Source organism: Hydrogenophaga sp. ANAO-22, from assembly GCF_042466645.1.
Classification (GTDB): domain Bacteria; phylum Pseudomonadota; class Gammaproteobacteria; order Burkholderiales; family Burkholderiaceae_C; genus Hydrogenophaga.
This window is the reverse complement of sequence record NZ_CP159956.1, coordinates 896,848-916,804: the sequence shown is the minus strand read 5'-3', so window position 1 is coordinate 916,804 and position 19,957 is coordinate 896,848. Positions and strand designations below refer to the sequence as shown.

The 19,957-nt window shown below is 70.0% G+C and carries 16 protein-coding genes; 7 read left to right on the top strand and 9 right to left on the bottom strand.

Features of this window, described 5'->3' with window-relative positions; translation table 11 throughout:
* Positions 1-33 precede the first annotated feature (33 nt).
* Positions 34-1,371 (bottom strand): winged helix-turn-helix domain-containing protein, encoded by a 1,338-nt coding sequence (locus tag ABSY19_RS04275; RefSeq protein ID WP_382159373.1) that lies wholly within the window; start codon positions 1,369-1,371, stop codon positions 34-36.
* Between the two features lie 91 nt (positions 1,372-1,462).
* Between ABSY19_RS04275 and ABSY19_RS04270 the strand changes: the two genes are divergently transcribed.
* Positions 1,463-2,764: a serine hydrolase domain-containing protein gene (locus tag ABSY19_RS04270; protein WP_382159371.1), complete on the top strand. Its 1,302-nt coding sequence runs from the start codon at positions 1,463-1,465 to the stop codon at positions 2,762-2,764.
* A 7-nt stretch (positions 2,765-2,771) separates the two neighbouring features.
* Here the strand turns inward: ABSY19_RS04270 and ABSY19_RS04265 are convergent, their stop codons facing one another.
* The 3 genes from ABSY19_RS04265 to mutL all read right to left on the bottom strand — a co-directional run bounded on the left by ABSY19_RS04265 (position 2,772) and on the right by mutL (position 7,277).
* Positions 2,772-3,650, bottom strand: a complete 879-nt coding sequence (locus ABSY19_RS04265; RefSeq protein ID WP_382159370.1) for an alpha/beta hydrolase — start codon at positions 3,648-3,650, stop codon at positions 2,772-2,774.
* Positions 3,651-3,870: 220 nt separating this feature from the next.
* Entirely contained in the window at positions 3,871-5,214 is a 1,344-nt protein-coding gene (gene gdhA / locus ABSY19_RS04260; protein ID WP_382159368.1) for an NADP-specific glutamate dehydrogenase, read from the bottom strand.
* A 149-nt stretch (positions 5,215-5,363) separates the two neighbouring features.
* Positions 5,364-7,277 (bottom strand): DNA mismatch repair endonuclease MutL, encoded by a 1,914-nt coding sequence (gene mutL / locus ABSY19_RS04255; protein ID WP_382159366.1) that lies wholly within the window; start codon positions 7,275-7,277, stop codon positions 5,364-5,366.
* A gap of 36 nt (positions 7,278-7,313) precedes the next feature.
* Between mutL and ABSY19_RS04250 the strand changes: the two genes are divergently transcribed.
* Positions 7,314-7,970, top strand: coding sequence for a DedA family protein (locus tag ABSY19_RS04250; RefSeq protein ID WP_382159364.1), 657 nt, complete (start codon positions 7,314-7,316; stop codon positions 7,968-7,970).
* A 131-nt stretch (positions 7,971-8,101) separates the two neighbouring features.
* Here ABSY19_RS04250 and ABSY19_RS04245 read toward each other — a convergent pair whose 3' ends face one another.
* Positions 8,102-10,816, bottom strand: a complete 2,715-nt coding sequence (locus ABSY19_RS04245) for a tannase/feruloyl esterase family alpha/beta hydrolase (protein ID WP_382159362.1) — start codon at positions 10,814-10,816, stop codon at positions 8,102-8,104.
* Between the two features lie 237 nt (positions 10,817-11,053).
* Between ABSY19_RS04245 and ABSY19_RS04240 the strand changes: the two genes are divergently transcribed.
* Together ABSY19_RS04240 and ABSY19_RS04235 are read left to right on the top strand one after the other, a co-directional pair.
* On the top strand, positions 11,054-12,388 hold the full coding sequence (locus ABSY19_RS04240; protein ID WP_382159360.1) for an aromatic ring-hydroxylating dioxygenase subunit alpha: 1,335 nt from the start codon (positions 11,054-11,056) through the stop codon (positions 12,386-12,388).
* A gap of 118 nt (positions 12,389-12,506) precedes the next feature.
* Positions 12,507-13,016: an aromatic-ring-hydroxylating dioxygenase subunit beta gene (locus tag ABSY19_RS04235; protein ID WP_382159358.1), complete on the top strand. Its 510-nt coding sequence runs from the start codon at positions 12,507-12,509 to the stop codon at positions 13,014-13,016.
* Here ABSY19_RS04235 and ABSY19_RS04230 read toward each other — a convergent pair.
* Both ABSY19_RS04230 and tsaE read right to left on the bottom strand, forming a co-directional pair.
* A complete protein-coding gene (locus ABSY19_RS04230) occupies positions 13,013-14,461 on the bottom strand; it encodes an N-acetylmuramoyl-L-alanine amidase (RefSeq protein WP_382159356.1) in 1,449 nt (482 codons plus the stop codon). The genes ABSY19_RS04235 and ABSY19_RS04230 overlap by 4 nt on opposite strands.
* Positions 14,458-14,994, bottom strand: a complete 537-nt coding sequence (gene tsaE / locus ABSY19_RS04225; protein ID WP_382159354.1) for a tRNA (adenosine(37)-N6)-threonylcarbamoyltransferase complex ATPase subunit type 1 TsaE — start codon at positions 14,992-14,994, stop codon at positions 14,458-14,460. The genes ABSY19_RS04230 and tsaE overlap by 4 nt, the downstream gene beginning before the upstream one ends.
* A 42-nt stretch (positions 14,995-15,036) precedes the next feature.
* Between tsaE and queG the strand changes: the two genes are divergently transcribed.
* On the top strand, positions 15,037-16,128 hold the full coding sequence (queG, locus tag ABSY19_RS04220; RefSeq protein WP_382159352.1) for a tRNA epoxyqueuosine(34) reductase QueG: 1,092 nt from the start codon (positions 15,037-15,039) through the stop codon (positions 16,126-16,128).
* A gap of 9 nt (positions 16,129-16,137) precedes the next feature.
* On the opposite strand, the gene ABSY19_RS04215 is transcribed toward queG, so the two are convergent.
* Positions 16,138-16,575 (bottom strand): MarR family winged helix-turn-helix transcriptional regulator, encoded by a 438-nt coding sequence (locus ABSY19_RS04215; protein ID WP_382159350.1) that lies wholly within the window; start codon positions 16,573-16,575, stop codon positions 16,138-16,140.
* A gap of 74 nt (positions 16,576-16,649) precedes the next feature.
* Between ABSY19_RS04215 and ABSY19_RS04210 the strand changes: the two genes are divergently transcribed.
* Positions 16,650-17,459, top strand: coding sequence for a siderophore-interacting protein (locus ABSY19_RS04210; protein ID WP_382159348.1), 810 nt, complete (start codon positions 16,650-16,652; stop codon positions 17,457-17,459).
* A 6-nt stretch (positions 17,460-17,465) separates the two neighbouring features.
* Here ABSY19_RS04210 and ABSY19_RS04205 read toward each other — a convergent pair whose 3' ends face one another.
* Entirely contained in the window at positions 17,466-19,028 is a 1,563-nt protein-coding gene (locus ABSY19_RS04205) for an acyl-CoA synthetase (RefSeq protein ID WP_382159346.1), read from the bottom strand.
* A gap of 122 nt (positions 19,029-19,150) precedes the next feature.
* Between ABSY19_RS04205 and ABSY19_RS04200 the strand changes: the two genes are divergently transcribed.
* Positions 19,151-19,957, top strand: coding sequence for an MlaE family ABC transporter permease (locus tag ABSY19_RS04200; protein ID WP_382159344.1), 807 nt, complete (start codon positions 19,151-19,153; stop codon positions 19,955-19,957).

Genomic DNA, 19,957 nt, shown 5'->3' with positions numbered 1-19,957 from the left:
GTCGAGGGTAGCAGAACACCTTGCGGCGCGTGGCTAGCGGGGTGGCCAGACGCGGGCCGCGATGGCCGGCCAGCGCGGCTCGCTGCGCAGGCCGTGGTTCTCGGTGGCCAGCAGCACCAGCGGCAGGTGTCCGCAGCCCTCGGCGGCGGCGCGCTCCAAGCGGTCCATCGCTTCATCGCGGCGGCCCAGCAGCGCGAGCGCCGCGACGTGGGTGGCCTGCTCGCTCGGGTTGCCCTGCTGGGTACCGGCGATCACGCGCGCGGCCGCGTCGGCCTCGCCACAGCGCGCGAGCACATAGCCCAGCGTGGACGCGGCGAAGACCCACGCGGCCGGGTCGGGCAGCAGCTCGAGGGCCTGGGCGGCCAGAGCGGGCGAGGGCGCCACCAGGGCCTGCACGCCCAGCAGGTGCAAGGCGGCGGCGCGGTGCTCGGGCGCGTTCTCGCGCGTGCGCCGTGCCCGCGCGAGCGCGGCTTCGGGGTCGCCCGCGGTGGCCAGCGCGCGCGCCAGCAGGATGGCCATGTAGACCGAGAACGGGTTCAAGCGCAGGGCCTGCTCCAGCGCCGCCACGGCCTCGCGCGGCCGGTCCGTGGCGAGCAGGTGCCAGCCCCGGTAGTAGTGCGTGGCGGCGTCCAGCGGCGAACTGGCCAGGGCGCGTTCGTGCAGCGCGGCGGCCTCGTCGAAGCGCCAGGCGCAGTCGAGCAGGTGCGCGCTCTCGGCCCACAGGCCGGGCATGTGGGGCGCGCCGTGGGCCACGCGGTCCAGGTGCGCCAGGGCCTCGTCGATGCGCTCGCGCCGCACGGCCAGGCCGCAGCTCACCGTGGCCGCGAGGCACTCGGCCAGCGCGAGCGGCGCCGCGAGGTAGTCCGGCACCTCGTCGATCAGCGCGCGCAGCAGCCGCTCGGCGCGCACGAGCGCCTCGGCGGTGCGCTGCTGCACGAGCTGGCGCGCGTGGGTCAGCGTCTCCACCTGGTGCGGCGCTGCCATGGCGGCGTGCGCCAGCCGACCATGCGCGGGCGACGGGGCCTCGTTGGTGGAGGCGGCCACCTCCAGCCGGTAGCCGCGCCGGTACACCGCGCGCAGGGCCAGGCCGGTGGCCGGCGGCAGGGCCTGGCGCAGCTGCGCGATGCAGCGGGCCAGGCTTTCGTCCGACATCGGCTGGCCGGCCCACACCTGCCGCGCGAACTGCTCCTTGGACACGGTGCGCGGCCATTGCCGCAGCAGCAGGTGCAGCACCGCGCGCTCCTTGGGCGGCAGCGCGAGCGGCCGGCCGTGGTGGCAGACGTCGCCGTCGTCGGCGGCGGTGTAGCCCAGCCCGCCGGGGTGGGTGCCGGTGGGCGCGTCGTTGTCGTCGTCGCGTGCGGGACTGGGCATCAGGTTCTCATCAAGATTGCGCGCCATTGTCCCGGTAACTTGCCCGTGGCGAGACCCCGGTATTCCCGAACCACAACAGGAGACAAGACCCATGCGCCACCGCGTCCGACCGATCACCACCGCCCTCTGCGGCCTGCTGCTGGCCTTGCCCACGGCCTGGGCCCAGGCCCCGCAACTGCCGCCACCCGACAGCGTGCTGCTCGACAAGCTCGGCTACATGGAAGGCTTTCCGCCGGCCCCCGACAAGCTGGTGGACAACGGCAACCGCACCCGCTACCCGCAGATGACCTGGTCGCTGCAGCACGTGCGCGAGTTGCTGCCCACGCGCAACATCCGCCGCGGCCCGGCGGCGGTGGCCCCGCTGCCGCGCCGCGAAAAGAACCTGGACGACTGGGCCTTCGCCGACGAGCAGGGCGGGCGCACCACCATCGCCGAGTGGCAGCGCAACACCTACACCGACGCCCTCATCGTGCTGCACCGCGGCCGGGTGGTGTACGAGCGCTACCGCAACATGAAGCCCGAGACGCCGCACCTGCTGTTCTCCGTCACCAAGAGCTTCACCGGCCTGCTGGCCGCGCAGCTCGCGCACGAAGGCCGCATCGACCCGGCCGCGCGCGTGACGCAGTACGTGCCCGAACTGGCCGGCAGCGCCTGGGACGACATGAGCGTGCGCCAGGTGATGGACATGACCGGCGCGGTGCGCTACCGCGAGGTCTACACCGATCCCACGACCGAGGTGTTCCCCTACCTGTTCTCCAGCGGCATGCTGCCCGCGCCCGCCACCTACACCGGGCCGAAGGACATCTACAGCTTTCTCAAAACCTTGAAGAAGGAGGGCGAGCACGGCGAGGCCTTCGTCTACCGCACCGTGCATTCCGAGGTGCTGGGCTGGATCGTCTCGCGCGCGAGCGGCCAGCACTTCGCCGACCTGCTGAGCGAACGCGTCTGGCAGAAGCTGGGCGCCGAGGAAGACGCGAGCGTGATGATCGACTCGGTGGGCACGCCGCTGCAGGGCTCGGGCATGAGCGCCACGCTGCGCGACCTGGCGCGCTTTGGCGAGATGCTGCGCCGGGGCGGCGAGTTCAACGGCCAGCGCATCCTGGCCAGCGAGGTGATCGCCGACACCGCGCGCGGCGGCGACCGCGAGAAGTTCGCCAAGGCACCGGGCCAGCAGGCGCGCGCGGGCTACAGCTACCGCAACCAGTGGTGGGCGCTGCACAACGCCGATGGCGCCTGGGAGGCGGCCGGCGTGCACAACCAGTTCATCCACATCAACCCCAAGGCCGAGATGGTGGTGGTCAAGCTGTCCTCGCACCCGATCGCGGCGGCGGCGGCCACCATGCCCTTGAACCACAAGGCCTGGGCGGCGCTGGCCCAGGCGGTGCAGCACTGAGCCGGGTCTAGCGCTCGACCACCTTCAGCGCGTCCGCGCTCTCGTCGCGCATGCCGAACAGGCTGGAGAGCGCGGCGCGGTACTGCGCCTGCCCGACCGAGTTGGTGTTGTGGTGAGAGCCGCCTTCGACCAGCACGAAGGCCTTGCGGCCCTTGGCGGCCTCGTACAGCCTGCGGCCCAGCTCGGGCTGGATCAGGCGGTCGTCCCCGCCGTGCACCACGAGCAGCGGCGAGCCGATCTCGGGCACGCGCTTGACGGCCTCGAAGCGCTGCGTGATCAGCAGCGAGATCGGCAGCCAGCCCCATTTGAAGGTGCTGACCACGTCGGGGATGGAGGTGAAGGTGCCTTCGACCACGGTGCCGGCCTCGTCGTCCACCTGGGCCGCGAGTTCGATGGCGATGGCGCCGCCCAGCGAGTGGCCGAAGATGTAACGCGGCCGCCCGGGGTATTTTTTACCGAGCCAGTTCCAGGCCGCGCGCGCGTCTTCGTAGGCGGTGGTCTCGGAGGGCAGCTCGTTCGTGCTCTTGCCGAAACCCCGGTAGTCGATGGCCAGCACCGAGAAACCCAGGTCTTCCATGCGCCGGGCGCGGAAGGCCGAGCCGGTGACGTTGAAGCGCGCGCCGTGCAGGTAGAGCAGCACCGGCGCGTCCTTGCGGCGCTCGAAGTTCTCGTGCGCGGCCCACAGGCCATGCAGCTTCACCGGCTTGCCGGTCTTGGGGGAGTCGAAATCGATCCACACGTCGTCCATGCCCTCGGCGGCGCTGAGGCCGCCGGCCCAGGTGCGGTCGGAGGGCTGGAAGATCCAGAAGCGCTGCTTCTCATCCAGTGTGGCGCACCCGGCCAACAGGGCCAGGGCGGCGAGCAGGGTGACAATGAGGCGCTTCATGGCGGTGATGGATGCACCAGAAGGGGAAAAAGTTCAGGTACTTTCCTCCTTCCGCAGGTTCCATGCCACACCGCCGGGGCACCGCGAAGGCGCCCGCGTGGTTTAGATCACGCCTTGCGCCTGCGGGCAGAGCAGCCAGAGACACCGAGGGTCCGGCTTTGCCGGCCCCAGGTGTCGTCCCCCTTCAGGGGGAAGCCGCGTGAGCGGCGCAGGGGGTGCGCTAAATGACGCCTTGGGCCAGCATCGCGTCGGCCACCTTCACGAAGCCGGCGATGTTCGCGCCGTCCACGTAGCTCACCGTGCCGTCGGCGCGGCGGCCGTGCTGCAGGCAGGCCTCGTGGATGCCGCGCATGATGGTGTGCAGGCGCGCGTCGACCTCGTCGCGCGGCCAGGACAGGCGCATGGCGTTCTGGCTCATCTCCAGGCCGGAAGTGGCCACGCCGCCGGCGTTGCTGGCCTTGCCGGGCGCGTACAACACGCCGGCTTGCTCGAAGCGCTGCACCGCCTCCATGGTGGTGGGCATGTTGGCGCCCTCGGCCACGCAGATCACGCCGTTGCGGATCAGGGTGGCCGCGTCCTCGGCGTTGAGCTCGTTCTGGGTGGCGCAGGGCAGGGCCACGTCCACCGGCACGGCCCAGGGGTTCTTGCCGGGCTCGAAGCGCGTCTTGGTGCGCTCGGCGTAGTCGCTCACGCGGCCGTAGAGGTGGTTCTTCACCTCCATCAGCTCGGCGAGCTTGGCGGGGCTGAAGCCGTCCTCATCGATCACGGTGCCGCTGGAGTCGGAGACCGTGACCACCTTGGCGCCCAGCGCCATGGCCTTTTCGACCGCGTACTGCGCCACGTTGCCCGAGCCGGACACGCTCACGCGCAGGCCCTGGAAGCTCATGCCGCGCTGCTTGAGCATCTCTTCGGCGAAGTACACCGTGCCGTAGCCGGTGGCCTCGGGGCGGATCAGCGAGCCGCCGAAGGACAGGCCCTTGCCGGTGAAGACGCAGTCGGCGCGGTTGCTGAGCTTTTTCATCATGCCGGCCATGAAGCCGACCTCGCGCCCGCCCACGCCGATGTCGCCAGCCGGCACGTCCGTGTCGCTGCCGACGTGGCGGAACAGCTCGCTCACCAGGGCCTGGCAGAAGCGCATCACCTCGCCCGGGCTCTTGCCCTTGGGATCGAAGTCGGAGCCGCCCTTGCCGCCGCCCATGGGCAGCGTGGTCAGCGCGTTCTTGAAGGTCTGCTCGAAGGCCAGGAACTTCAGGATCGACAGGTTCACCGAGGGGTGGAAGCGCATGCCGCCCTTGTAGGGGCCGATGGCCGAGCTGTGCTGGATGCGGTAGCCGCGGTTGACCTGCACGTCACCGTGGTCGTTGACCCAGGAAATGCGGAACATCACCACGCGCTCGGGCTCGACCAGGCGGTCCAGCAGGCCGTGTTCGGCGTACTTGGGGTGGGCGGCAATGAAAGGCCAGAGGCTTTCCATGACCTCCGAGACGGCCTGGTGGAATTCGGGTTGACCGGGGTTCTGGTGCGCGACGTGTTCGAGGAAATGGTGGGCCGAGGTGTATTTCATGTGTCTCATGCTTTAAAAAAGTGCATGAGATTATGCGCAACCTGCATTTCGTGACGCAAAACGCCCTGTTTTGGCGCAACAGACGGTCGGCGTCCCTCTCGTTTACCCGAGGGTCTCGCCTGTTTTTGGTGCAAAAAAGCGGGCGCGAGTCAGCGGCCGCGCAGAAACAGGGCGTCCAGTTCCTTCATGCCCATCTGCCGCCAGGTGGGCCTGCCGTGGTTGCACTGGTCGGAGCGCTCGGTCACTTCCATCTGGCGCAGCAGCGCGTTCATCTCGTCCAGCGTGAGACGCCGGTTGGCGCGCACCGCGCCGTGGCAGGCCATGGTGGCCAGCAGTTCGTTGCGGGCGCGTTGCACCACTGTGCTGGCTTCGTGCTGGCCCAGCTCGGCGAGCACGCTGCGCGCCAGCTCCACCGGGTCGCCCTGCGCCAGCGTGGTCGGCACGGCGCGCACGGCCAGTGTCTTGGGCGAGAGGGCGGTGATTTCCAGGCCCAGCGTGGCCAGCACGTCGGCGCGGTCCTCGGCGGTGGCCACCTCGTCGGGCGTGGCGGAGAAGGTGGCCGGGATCAGCAGCGGCTGGCTGGCCAGCTGCTGCTCGTCGAGCTGCTGCTTGAGCCGCTCGTAGACGATGCGCTCGTGGGCCGCGTGCATGTCCACCACCACGAGGCCGTGCGCGTTCTCGGCAAGGATGTACACGCCCTGCAGCTGCGCGATGGCGCGGCCCAGCGGCCAGTCGCCCTCGGGCAAGGCCTGGGTCGGCGCGGGGTCGGCGCTGCGCGCGGGCGGGGTCCAGGCGTTGGCATTGCTGCTGGCCGTGGTCGGGGGGGCCGCGGCCGGTGCGGTGGCCCACAGGGCCGCCACGTCGCTCACGCGGTGGCCCACCTCGGGCTCGCGCGGCGCGAACGCAAACGGGGCCTGCCGCGCCGGGGGTGTCCAGGCCGGGGCGGCGGGCGCGGCCACCGGCAGGGGGGCCGCATCTGCCGCGCTGTTGCCCGAGCGGGGCACCGCGAGCGCGGCTTCCACCGCATGGTGCACACCCTGGTGCACCTCGCGGCTGTCGCGGAAGCGCACCTCGATCTTGGTGGGGTGCACGTTCACGTCCACGCGCGTGGGGTCGAGCGAGACGAACAGCGCGTACACCGGCTGGCGGTGGCCGTGCAGCACGTCTTCGTAGGCGCTGCGCGCGGCGTGGGTGATGACCTTGTCGCGCACGTAGCGGCCGTTCACATAGGCGAACTGCCAGTCGGCGCGCGAGCGCGCCGCGTCGGGCACGCCGACGAAGCCCCACACGCGCAGGCGCTGCTGGCCGTTCGCCACCAGGACGGGGGGGTCGATGGGCCAGTCCACCGCCACGGCCTGTGCCACGAAGTCCTCGCCGAGCACGTCGGCCAGGCGCTGGCGCAGCGCGGCCATGCCGCTGTCGCCGGCCACCGCGCGCCACTGCGCCACCAGCTTGCCCTCGTGCCAGATGGCGAAGCCCACGTCGGGCCGGGCCAGCGCGTGGCGGCGCACGGCCTCGATGCAGTGGGCGAGTTCGGTCGCGTCGGTCTTGAGGAACTTGCGCCGCGCGGGCGTGGCAAAAAACAGCTCGCGCACTTCCACCGTGGTGCCGGGCGCGCGGGCGGTGGGCTGCAGCTCGCCGCTGCGGCCGTCGAGCAGCCAGCCGTGGGGTTCGTCGGGCGTGTCCACGCGCGTGAGCAGCGAGACCTCCGCGATCGAGCAGATGGCGGCCAGCGCCTCGCCGCGAAAACCCATGGTGCCCACCGACTCGAGGTCGGAGAGGCTGGCGATCTTGCTGGTGGCGTGGCGCTTGAGCGCGTGGGGCAGCTCGCTGCGCAGGATGCCGCAGCCGTTGTCTTCCACGCTGATGAGCCGCACGCCGCCGGCCTGCAGGCGCAGCGTGATCTGCGTCGCGCCCGCGTCCAGCGCGTTGTCCACCAGCTCGCGCACCACCGAGGCGGGCCGCTCGACCACCTCGCCCGCGGCGATCTGGCTGATCAGCTCATCGGGCAGTTCGCGGATGGGGCGGCGGGGGAGGGCGGTGGGGGTGGGAAGGCTTGTCACGGGCAAATTGTAGGCCGCAGGGATAATGCCCCCACCATGGAAATCGTTACCTTCCTCATCGACTTCATCCTGAATGTGGACCAGCACCTTCAGACCTTCGTGCAGAACTACGGGGCCTGGGTCTATGCCCTGCTGTTCCTGATCATCTTCACCGAGACCGGTGTGGTGGTGATGCCCTTCCTGCCCGGGGACTCGCTGCTGTTCGTGGTGGGCGCGCTGTGCGGCGTGGGCCTGATGAGCCTGCCGCTGGCCATGGTGCTGCTGGTCATCGCGGCGGTGCTGGGCGACCAGACCAACTACACCATCGGGCGCTACTTCGGCCCCAAGGTGTTCCAGTGGGAGAACTCGCGCCTGTTCAACCGCAACGCCTTCAACCAGGCGCACGCGTTCTACGAGAAGTACGGCGGCATCACCATCATCCTGGCGCGCTTCATGCCCTTCATCCGCACCTTCGCGCCCTTCGTGGCCGGCGTGGCCGAGATGACGCGCGTCAAGTTCACGGCCTACAACGTGATCGGCGCGCTGATCTGGGTGGTGGGCCTGACCACGGCGGGTTACCTGTTCGGCAACCTGCCCTGGGTGCAGGAGAACCTGAGCATGATCATCTGGGCCCTGATTATCGTGCCCGGCCTGATCGCCATCTTCGGCGCCTGGAAAGCCAGCCGCGAAGCCAAGCGCGCCGGCACCGCCTGAGTACTCCGCCGGAGCGCGCCGCCCACCAGGGGCAACAAGGGTCTGGCTTCGCCGGCCCGAGGTGCCGTCCCCCTCCCAGCCGAAGGCGCCAGAGAGGGGGAAGCCGCGCAGCGGCGCAGGGGGTGTTTTTCTCAGTGCCGAACGCCCAGCAGCAGCCGGGTGGTCTCCAGCTGGCCGAGCACGCCGTTGCTGAACAGCAGGTGGGCCGGTGGCGCCGCGCGGGTCTGTGTGACACCCGCCACGGGCGTGTCGAAGTCCAGCACATCGGACTGCGCGCCGCGCGTGAGGGCGGTGCCCAGCACCGTGGCGTCGCCCACCGCGCTGCCGTCGGTGCTGTTCATCGCGTAGCGGCCATCGCCCGTGCCGGGCAACAGGGTGGCCTGTCTGGCGTAGAGCCGCATGCCCGAGCTGCTGGCATCGGCCGCGCGCAGCAGCACCAGCGGCACCGGGCTGCCGCCGACCAGGCCGGCCACCACGGAGCCGGTGACCGTGCCGCCCGAGGTGGGCGTCGAGGGGCAACCCGCGCCACCGCAGGTGGAGGTGAGCATGAGCTCGTAGGCGTTGCGCACGGCGCTGTACTGCAGGTAGCCCTTGGTGGCCGGTGAGCAGTTGGCCTCGTAGAGCATGAAGCCCGGCGGCGTGCCGGTGGCCTGGCAGGTCTGCCAGGTGCCCGCGTTGCGGATCTTGCCGGTGCCGGCCCAGGTGCTCAGGGTGCCACCCGCGCTGTAGTCGGCGCCCACGGCATTGAAGTCGCCCGCGATGGTGTTGAAGCCACTGCCCGCGGTGGTGTTGACGAAGGTGTCGCGGAACGCCAGCAGGGGCAGATGGCCGCCGCCGCTGGCCGCCGCGATGCCGCCGTGCACCAGGCCGCCGGCGCTGAAGGTGAAGAGCGCGCCGTTTTCGGCGCTGGCGTAGCTGCACTGCCCCTGGGCGATCAGGGTGCCGCTGCGCTGCGTGCCCGGCGCGCGCTGCAGGCTGGCGTCGATGGTGAGGGTGTAGGCCAGCGTGGCCGGGTCCACCTGCAGCGTCAGTTCCTCGCCGCGCGTGTTGCCGCCCTTGTAGCTGGTCAGCGCGCTGGGCAGGTGGCTGCAGGCCAGCGGGTCGCCCACCTCGGTGACGCAGCTGAAATTCACCGCCGCGTCCAGGCTGCCGCTGCCCCGGTATTTCGGGTAGGCCGGGTACTCGCACAGCGGGCGCGTGCGGCCGTAGGTGCCGGCGACCGCGTCGAAGGCGGTGACAGTGGCGGGCGCAAGGCCGCGCTCGACCCAGTTTTCCAGCGCCGCCAGCGAATCCCAGTTGGGGATGAACACGCCCGTGCCGTGGCCCATGCCGGGCACGGTGTAGAAGCGGATGCCCGCGTCGGCGGCGGCCTGCCCCACGGTGGCGAGCACGCGCTGGTGGTAGTCGATGGTGGAGTTCGGGCTGATGACCTCGTCGGCCAGGCCGTGCAGCATGATCAGGCGCCCGCCGCGCGCGAGGAAGGCCGAGAGGTCGGGGTTGGTGGCGTCGGTCTGCGCCGAGGCCGCCTGCACGCGCGCCGTGTACAGGCCGGGGTTCAGCGGGTCGAAGCCGAGCGAGTCGAACGAGGCCACGCGCGTGACGAAGTACTTGGCCCACTGGTCGCCCGTGACGTACATGTTGGCGTCCGCCGAGGTGGCGGGGTTGCCCGGCACCGCCCGCGTGCCGAGGTCGCGCGAGGTGTACGGCCCGGCCACCAGCGCGCCTTCGAGCAGGTTGTAGCCGCCCGCGCGCGTGACGCCATGGGCCAGGGTGTAGGTGGTGAAGTCCAGCGGCGATTCGATGGCGCGCACGGTGTCGAGCTGCGCGTCCGACAGGCAGGTGTTGCCGGTGTCCACGCCCCCGGGGCAGCGCAAGGCGTTGAGCACCTGCGCGTTGAGCAGGCGGCAGCTCTCCACGTTGCTGACGATGCCGTCGGCCGCGCCATCCAGCGTGTCGCAGGCGGTCATGGCGGTGCGCTGCACCAGCAGCGTCTTGGCGACGTTGAGCCAGCCCGCGCCGCCGTTGAGGTAGAGCGCGCGGCCCACGGCCAGGTTGCTCAGGCGCGTGCCGCTGTAGTTGAGCGCGGGTTCGTTCGCGATCACGCCGTGGTAGTCGGCCGGCCAGCGCTGGATGTGCGCCAGCGCGTCGCGCCCGCCGGTGGAGGTGCCGAGAAAGTAGGCCTGCGTCGGTGCGCTGCCGTAGCGCGCGCGCACCAGCTTCATGGCGACATCGTGGGTCTTCTTGAGCGCGAGGCCGCCGTAGTTGGCCAGCGCTTCGTCGTTGGCGGCGAACGAACCGTCGGTGATGCTGCTGCTCTGGTGGCCGCTGTCGTCGCCGAAGGTGGCGTAGCCCAGCGCCAGTGGGGCCGGCTTGTCCGGCGGGCCGAAGCGGATCTGCTCGGTGCCGTCGATCAGGCGGCCGTTGAAGCCGCCGCCGCCGAAGTGGATGGCCTTGCCGTTCCAGTCCGTGGGCAGGTTGACGGCGAAGCCGATGTCGGGCGCGCTCGGGTCGACCGGGCGGATCGCGCCGCGCACCTGGCAGTGGTTGCCCAGGGTGCCACCGGTGAGGTAGGTGGCGGCGGTCACCGAGGCGCCGGTGGTGGGCAGCGACAGGTCGGCCGCCGCGAGCGTGAAGCCGTTGAGCGCGGCGCAGGCGGCCACCGGGTCGATGGGCGGCGCGACCACCGGGGGCGGGCCGCCGCCCGCGTCGTCGTCGTTGTTGCCCGCGGCGCTGTCGGAGCCCCCGCCGCCGCAGGCGGCGAGCAGCAGGCACAGCGCGGTGCCTGCGAGCAGGGCGTGGGGGAGGGGAAGCCTGGGAGGCTGCCCCGGGCGGTGCGAATGGCTCATGTCCGTTGTCTCCGTCGTTGTGGGCCGGCGATGCCTGCTTGGCTCGCTGGTCGGCGGGACGATAGAGACATGGAGGGTGTGCGTCAAATATATGAAATCGACAATATCGATACTTTGAAGATATGAAGTTGACGACCAGAACAGGGCAGTGCCCTGGGGGACGCCCGGGTTTTGCCTGAATTGATGAGTAGGCGTATCATTTTCTTCAAGCGGGGCGTTTCCCGCACGCGAGGAGACATGAACGCACCGCAAACCCTGTCGCGCTGGCGCGAGCCCGGCACCAGCCGGGTGCCCTTCTGGGCCTACACCGACCCCACGCTGTACCAGCGCGAACTCGAGCGCCTCTTCTACGGCCCGCACTGGAGCTACGTGGGCCTGGCGATCGAAATCCCCAACACCGGCGACTACAGGCTGAGCTGGATCGGTGAGCGCCAGGTGATCATGGTGCGCGACCGCGTCGCGCCCAAGGAGCGCGCCACCGACCACGGCATCCGCGTGGTGGAGAACCGCTGCGCGCACCGGGGCGTGCGCTTCTGCCAGTCGCCGATGGACGGCCAGACCGGCAACGCGCGCAGCTTCGTCTGCCCCTACCACCAGTGGACCTACAAGCTCAACGGCGACCTGGCCGGCCTGCCGTTCAAGGACGGGGTGAAGGATGGTGAGTGCGTCAACGGCGGCATGCCGGCCGATTTCGACCTCGGCAAGAACGGCCTGACCAAGCTGCGCGTGGCCGTGCTGCACGGCCTGGTGTTCGCCACCTTCAGCGAAGAGGCCGAACCCTTCGAGCAGTACATCGGTCCGCAGGTCATGCCCTGGCTCGACCGCATCTTCCAAGGCCGCGAACTCAAGCTGCTGGGCTACAACCGCCAGCGCATTCCGGGCAACTGGAAGCTCATGATGGAGAACATCAAGGACCCCTACCACCCGGGCCTGCTGCACACCTGGTTCGTCACCTTCGGCCTGTGGCGCGCCGACCAGAAGAGCCGCATGGTGATGGACGCGCAAGGCCGCCACGCCGTGATGATCTCGCGCCGCAACGACGGCGGCGCGAACAAGACGGTGACCGAAGGCGTGACCAGCTTCAAGGCCGACATGGCCCTCAACGACACGCGCCTGCTCGACGTGGTACCCGAACCCTGGTGGACGGTGGACGACCCGTCCCACCCGGGCGCGACCATCACACCCACGGTGACCATGATCACGCTGTTCCCCAGCCTCATCATCCAGCAGCAGGTGAACTCGCTGTCCACCCGCCACATCGTGCCGCGGGGCGCGGGCGAGTTCGATTTCGTGTGGACGCACTTCGGTTTCACCGACGACACGGAGGAGATGACCCAGCGCCGCCTGCGCCAGGCCAACCTGTTCGGCCCGGCCGGTTTCGTGAGCGCCGACGACGGCGAGGTGATCGAGTTCAGCCAGGACGGCTTCGAACAATGGGGCGAAGAGGGCGCCACGCTGGTGGAACTGGGTGGCCGCGAGGACGACGTGGGTCAGCCGCCCACCGAGCACATGGTCACCGAGACTTTGATCCGTTCGATGTACGCCTACTGGAAGAAAGCGATGGGGGTCTAGTGAAACACCCTCGCCGAGCTTCGCTCGACCCCCTCAAGGGGGCGGTGCTGGCGGCCCGGCAAAGCCGGTTCCGCGGCACCTCTGGTCACCAGTCACCTGTCTCCGAACAAACCTATCCATGAATGCTGTGATTGACACCGATCTGCAGAGCCTGCTGCTGCACCACGCCATCGACCGTTTCAACGCGGCCTATGCGGCCTCGCTCGACGAGCGCCGCTTCGGCGAATGGCCCGAGTGCTTCGTGGAAGACGCGCGCTACAAGGTGCAGGCGCGCGAGAACTTCGACCGCAAGCTCCCGCTGGCGCTGATCGCGCTGGAGAGCCAGGGCATGATGCGCGACCGCATCTACGGCACCAGCCAGACCATCTACCATGGCCCGTACTACACGCGCCACGTGGTGAGCCCGGCGCGCGTGACCCACGCGGGTGCGGGCACGGCGGACGACCCGATCCGCGCCGAAGCGAACTACGCGGTGTTCCGCACCAAGCCCGGCGGTGTGAGCGAGGTGTACCAGGTGGGTCGTTACATCGACGACTTCGTGCGGACCGATGCCGGGCTGAAGCTGAAAAGCCGGCTCTGCGTGTACGACAGCGAGATGGTGCTGAACTCGCTGATTTACCCGGTCTAGATCTGGCGGTTGCGCGCCAGCGGCGGGTTCTTCGAGAAGTACGCGACGATGCCGCGCACGAGCGCGTCGGCCAGGTCGTCCTGGTACTTCGGGTCGTTCAGGCGCTTTTCTTCATCGGGATTGCTGATGAAGGCCGTCTCCACGAGCACGCTGGGGATGTCGGGCGCGCGCAGCACGGCGAAGTTGGCCTGCTCCACCTGGGGCTTGTGCAGCTTGCCGATGCGCTTGACGTGGCCCAGCATGGCCGTGCCGAGTTTCAGGCTGTCGTTGATCTGGGCTGTGGTGCTCATGTCGAGCAGGGCGCGGCGCACATGCGCGTCGGCCGTCTTCGTGTTCAGGCCACCCACCAGATCGGCCGCGTTCTCCTTGTCGGCCATCCACTTCGCGGCCGAGCTGCTGGCGCCGCGCGTGCTCAGCGCGTACACGCTGGCGCCCTGGGGCCGGGGCGTGAGGAAGGCATCGGCGTGGATGCTGATGAACAGGTCGGCCTGCACGCGCTGGGCCTTCTGCACGCGCACCTGCAGCGGCACGAAGAAGTCCTTGTCGCGCGTCATGAAGGCGCGCATGGGGTTGCCGTTGACGCGGGTCTCGTTGATGCGCTCGCGCAGCTTGTGCGCGATCTGCAGCACCACGCGTTTTTCCTGCGTGCCGTTGGGGCCGATGGCACCGGGGTCTTCGCCGCCATGGCCGGGGTCGAGCGCGATGATGATGAGGCGCTCGGTCTTGCCCTTGCCCCCGGGCGGTTGCTTGGCCGGGCTGCCCTTGGGGGTGGCACCGGCCACGGCGGTGTCGTCGCTGCCGCCTGGCGGCTTGGCCGCCGGCAGCGGCGGGCCCTGGTCGGGGTTGGCCGGGGCCTTGGGCCGCTCGCGGCCCGCGATCAGCTCGCCCAGCGGGTCGTCGGCCGGGGTGGCCGGCTTGGTGACTTTGTCGGCTTCCAGGCCCAGCAGGCGCGCGGCGCGTTCGCTGGCCGCGTCCATGTCCTTCATGCGCTGGGCGATCAGTTGCTCCAGCGGGTCGGGCGGGTTGAGCGGGTAGAGGTCGAACACCAGGCGATGCTGGTAGGCCGCCACGGGCTCCAGGTTGAACACCTGCGGCTTGATCGGCTTCTTGAGGTCGATCACCAGGCGCACCACGTTGGGCGCGTTCTGCGCGGCGCGGATGCCGGCGATGTTGGGGTCGTCCGACTTGAGCTTGCCCACCAGCTCGCGCAGGCCAGGCAGCAGGTCGATGCCCTCGATGTCCACCGCCAGCCGGGGCGGGTCGGTCACGAAGAACTGTTTGGCCTGCAGCACGCCGTCGGACTCGATGGTCACGCGCGTGTAGTCCTCGGCCGGCCAGATGCGCACGGCCACCACGCTGGCGCCGCGCGCGATCTGTTGCGCGCCCAGCAGCAGCACCAGCGAGCCGGTGCGCAGCAGGGTGCGGCGGCTGAGGTTGCCGTTCATGCCAAGGCCTCCAGCAGCAGGCGGCCGGTGGCGGTGAGCGCCGTGGCGTGCACGGTGCGCTGGGTGTCCTGGTCCGGGTCGGTGTGGGCTTGCGGTGTGGTCATGTCGTCGGGTTGAATGTCGATCTGGAGATCGACCACCGGCAGAAACTCACCGGCGCGCTCGGGCCATTCCACCAGCTTGAGGCCGGGGCTGGCGAAAAGTTCGCGGAAGCCCGCGTCTTCCCATTCGCGCGGGTCGTTGAAGCGGTAGAAGTCGAAGTGCCAGATCTGCAGCGGCTCGCCCTCGGGCATCACCGCGCAGTCGATCGCACTGTGCGGCTCGACCACCGCGTAGGTGGGGCTCTTGATGCGACCGCGCACGCCCAGCGCGCGCAGCAGGTGGCGCACCAGCGTGGTCTTGCCCGCGCCCAGGTCGCCCTGCAGGGTCAGCGTGGCGTGGGCGATGGCCGGGGTGGTGGCGAGGCGGCGCGCGAAGGCCTGGGTGTCTTCTTCGGTGGCCCACTGGCCCTGCCAGCGTTCGACAGCGGGCACAAGGCTCGCAGAAACCGGTGCGGTTCCTACAATCGGCTTTCCATGAAGTTCGCTTTTGATGCCGCTCAACTCGTCTCGCAGATACAGGCCTGGGGCCGGGAGCTTGCATTTTCCCAAATTGGCGTGGCCGGTGTGGATTTGTCGGCCGCGGAACCGGGTTTGCAGGCCTGGTTGTCGGCTGGATGGCACGGTGACATGGCCTACATGGCCGCGCATGGCATGAAGCGTGCCCGCCCGGCCGAGCTGGTGCCGGGCACGCTGAGCGTGATCACCGCGCGCATGGACTACCTGCCGCGTGGCACGCCCGAGGACTGGCAGGCCCAGGAATTGCAGCGCCTGCAGCGCCCGGGCGAGGCCATCGTGTCGGTCTATGCGCGGGGGCGCGACTACCACAAGGTGCTGCGCAACCGGTTGCAGACCTTGACCGAGCGCATCCAGGCCGCCGCCGGGCCGCTGGGCCACCGCGTGTTCACCGACTCGGCGCCGGTGCTCGAGGCCGAGCTCGCGCAGCGCAGCGGCCAGGGCTGGCGCGGCAAGCACACGCTGCTGTTGCACCGCGAAGCCGGCTCGATGTTCTTCCTGGGCGAGATCTACACCGACCTGCCCCTGCCGCCCACCGAGCCGATCAGCGCGCACTGCGGCGCCTGCAGTGCCTGCATCGACATCTGCCCCACCCAGGCCATCACCGCACCGCACCGGCTGGACGCACGCCGTTGCATCAGTTACCTGACCATCGAACATGCCGGCCCGATTCCCGAGGCCCTGCGCCCCTTGATCGGCAACCGCATCTACGGCTGCGACGACTGCCAGCTGATCTGCCCCTGGAACAAGTTCGCCCGGCGCAGCCCCTTGCCCGACTTCGACGCGCGCGAAGGCCTGAGCGGTGCCACGCTGGTGGAGTTGTTCGCCTGGAGCGAGCCGGAGTTCCTGCGCCGCACCGAGGGCAGTCCCATCCGGCGCATCGGGCACGAGCGCTGGCTGCGCAACATCGCGGTCTCGCTCGGCAACGCGCTGCGCGCCGGGCCCGACGACGGCGTGCGGCGCGCGCTGCAGGCCCGGGCCGAACACCCCAGCGAACTGGTGCGCGAGCACGTGGCCTGGGCGATGACGCAGGGCCGCACCGCCACCCATTGAGCCAGGGGCTCAGGCCTCGCCCACGTTTTCCTCCAGGCGGTCGAGCAGGGCGAGCAAGGTGGTGCGCTCGTGGTCGGTGAGGCCGGCCATCATGGTCTTCTCGAAGCGCACCCGGTGCTGCTGCATCTTGCGCTGCAGGGCCTGGCCTTCGGCGGTCACGCCCACGCGCTGGCTGCGGCCGTCGTCGGGGTCGGGGCGGCTGTGCAGCAGGCCGCGCTCGTGCAGGGCTTTGACGATGCGCGCGATCTGCGCCTTGTCGCGGCCCGAGTGCTGCACCAGGTCGCTCTGCGTGGCGCCGTCGTGGCGCATGAAGTAGCCCAGGCAGCGCGCCTCCATCGGTCCCAGGCCCTCGCCGTCGTGGCGCATGGCCTCCTGCAGGTGGCGCCGCAGGCCGTGCATGAGGCTGTGCAGGCGATCCAGCACCTCGGTGTTCACATTTCTTGTCATCGTGGGTTGTCCATGTTGTTGACAGTGTCATCCAATCAAGGCATGATGGTTGTCATTATCAACCAAGCAGAGCCATGAACACAAGCATTCCCAACCCCCTGGCCGTGGAGCGCGTGCGCCACGAGATCAAGGCGCGCCGCCTGACGGTGCAGCGCATCGAGGCGGTCAGCCCGCACTTCCTTCGCATCCGTTTTTTCAGTGAGGCCCTGCGCGATTTCGTCAGCGCCTCGTTCGACGACCACGCCAAGCTCATGTTGCCGGCGCAGCCCGGCCAGCCGCTGGTGCTGCCCCAGCCCGGTCCCGACGGCCTGGCCCTGCCGCCGGGCGCCGAAAGGCCGGTGATGCGCGACTACACGCCGCGCCAGTTCGACCGCGCCGCCGGCACGCTGGACATCGAGTTCGTGCTGCACGGCGACGGTGTGGCCTCGCGCTGGGCCGAAACGGCCCAGCCGGGCGACGAGGTCGGCCTGGGCGGGCCCCGGGGCTCCTTCGTGGTGCCCACGGGCTTCGACTGGCACCTGCTGGTGGGCGACGAGTCCGCCGTGCCCGCGATCGCGCGGCGCCTGGAGGAGTTGCCCGAGACGGCCCAGGCCATCACCGTGATCGAGACCGGCGATGCGGCCGACCGCCGCGCCTTCAGCAGCCGCGCGCGCCTGCAGACGCACTGGATTCAGACCGGCGCCACCGACGCGCTCGCGCAGGCCGTGGCCGCGTTGAAGCTGCCTGCCGGTGAAGGTTTTGCCTGGGCCGGTGGCGAAGCCGCCAGCATCGCGGGCGTGCGGCAGGCGCTGGTGGACGGGCATGGCCTGGACAAGGGCCGCGTGCGCGCCTCCGCCTACTGGAAGCGCGGTGCCGTCGGCCACCACGAAACGCTGGGCGGCTGAAGACGCTCAGCCCGTGTAGCGCTGGCGCAGCTCGCGCTTGAGCAGCTTGCCGCTGGGGTTCTTGGGCAGGCTGTCGCTGAACACCACGCGCTTCGGGGTCTTGAAGGCCGCCATGTGCTGGTTGCAATGCGCGATCACCTCGGCCTCGGTGAGCGCCTGCCCGGCCTTGACCACGATCACCGCCGTCACGGCTTCCACCCACTTGGGGTCGGGCAGGCCGATCACCGCCACCTCGCTCACGGCCGGCAGGCGGTAGACCATTTCCTCCACCTCGCGGCTGGCCACGTTTTCGCCGCCGGTCTTGATCATGTCCTTCTTGCGGTCCACCACCGTGATGTAGCCTTCCTCGTCGATCACCGCGAGGTCGCCGCTGTGGAACCAGTCGCCGTCGAACGCGCTGCGCGTGCGCTCGGGGTCGTTGAAGTAGCCCAGCATGAGGTGGGGCGAGCGGTGCACGATCTCGCCGACCTCGCCCACGGCCACGTCGCGCATGTCGTCCGTGACCACGCGCGTTTCCACGTTGATCACGGCCTTGCCGCAGGAGCCGGGCTTGCGCAGCTGGTCGTCCGGGCCGAGCATGGTCGCCAGCGGCGCGATCTCGGTCTGGCCGTACAGGTTCCACAGCCGCACCGAAGGCAGGCGCGAGGCCAGTTCCTTGAGCACCTCCACCGGCATGATGGACGCGCCGTAGTAGCCCTTGGCCAGGCTCTGGAGCTTGGCCGCGTCGAACAGCGGCGAGCGCAGCAGCGCGATCCACACCGTGGGTGGCGCGAAGAAGCTGGTGATGCGGTACTTCTCGATCAGCGCGATCAGGTGGTCGGGCACCGGCTTGGCCGTGATCACGTTGCTGCTGCCGATGTAGACCGCCGGGCCGAAGAACACATCGAGCTGCGCGCAGTGGTAGAGCGGCAGCGCGTGCAGGGCGTGGTCGTCTTCGGCGATCTCGGCGTTGATCACGCAGCTCACGTACTGCCACAGCACCGCGTCGTGCGTGAGCATGGCGCCTTTGGGCGTCGACTCGGTGCCGCTGGTGTAGACGATCTGCGCGAGGTCGTGGCTGCCCAGCGTGACCTCGGGCAGCGGGTCGGTGCAGGCCGCGAGTTCGTCGAAGCGGTGCATGCCGACCACCGGCTGGCTCGGGTCTTCCGAGGGCAGCCAGAGGTACTGCTGGACCTGGGTGTCCAGCGCCGCCGCCGCGCGCGCCAGCTCGGCCAGCCCGCTGTCGGTGGCCAGGGTGCGCGCCCCCGCGTGGCGAAGGATGTAAGCCACCTCGTCGGCCTTGAGCATGAAGTTGATCGGCACCATCACCGCGCCCCGGCGGGCCAGCGCGAAGCGCAGCGCGGCAAAGCCGTGCGAGTTGCGCGCCAGCACGGCCACCTTGTCGCCCTGGGCCACACCGATGCGCGCCAGGCCCGCGGCCAGGCGGCTGACCAGGGCGTCGAACTCGGCGTAAGTCCACTGCGTGTCGCCGCAGACGACGGCGGACTTGGTGGGCAGTCGCTGCGCGGTGCGGCGCAGGGCGTCGGCGATGGTCTGGCGGCGGACCACGGGGTGCACGGAAGCGGTCATGGTTGTCTCCTGTCGGCGGAAAGGGCGCCCACGGATTCTGACCGTTGCAGCGGCTGCATGCTGTCACATTTGCCGGTGGCCGCGCCCCCGCTGTGGCGAAGACCCACGGCTATCATGGCCCCATGAATCCCGTGAACGCCGCACACGACACCCTGGGCCGCTGGGGCCGGGGCCTGCGCGCGAACTGGAACGCCTGGTGGCACACCCTGTTCGTGGGCGCGCAGATCCTGGTGCTGGCGCTGTCGCCGGCCAGCTACCGCGCGCCCACGCACCGCCAGGCGGTGCTCGGCAGCCTGTACCGCGCCACCGCGCCCTTGCTCACCTGGTTCCTGGTGCTCTCGGCGCTGGTGAGCCTGGTGCTGATCCGCATCGTGGTGGCCACGGCCTACAGCTACGGCCTGTCTCAGTACGCGCTGGAGGTGCTGGTGCGCACGCTGGTGCTCGAACTCATCCCGCTCTACGTGGCCATGTTCGTGGCGGTGCGTTACGCCATGCCGGGCGCGCAGGAGGTGCGCAAGCAGCTGGCGCTGCAGCAGCGCGAGGGCAGCCTGCCCGAGCGGCAGTCGCTGCTGGCCAACCAGTTGCTGCCGCGCGCGCTGGGCAGCATGTTCTCGGTGCTGCTGCTCGCGGGCCTGAGCTCGGTGGTGGCGCTGGTGCTGACCTACCTCACGGTCTACGGCTTCTCGCCCTGGGGCCTGCCGGGCTACACGCGCGCCGTGGGCGGCGTGTTTTCGCCGGCGGTCACGCTGATCTTCGGCCTCAAGACCGTGTTCTTCAGCCTCGCGGTGGCCGTGGTGCCGCTGGCCGGGGCGGCGCAGGCCGACCGCGACGGCCGCTACAGCCGGCGCAGCGACATGAGCGAGTTCGCCCGCCTGTTCTCGGTCGTGCTGCTGATCGAGGTGGTGTCGCTGGTCGGCAACTACTATTGA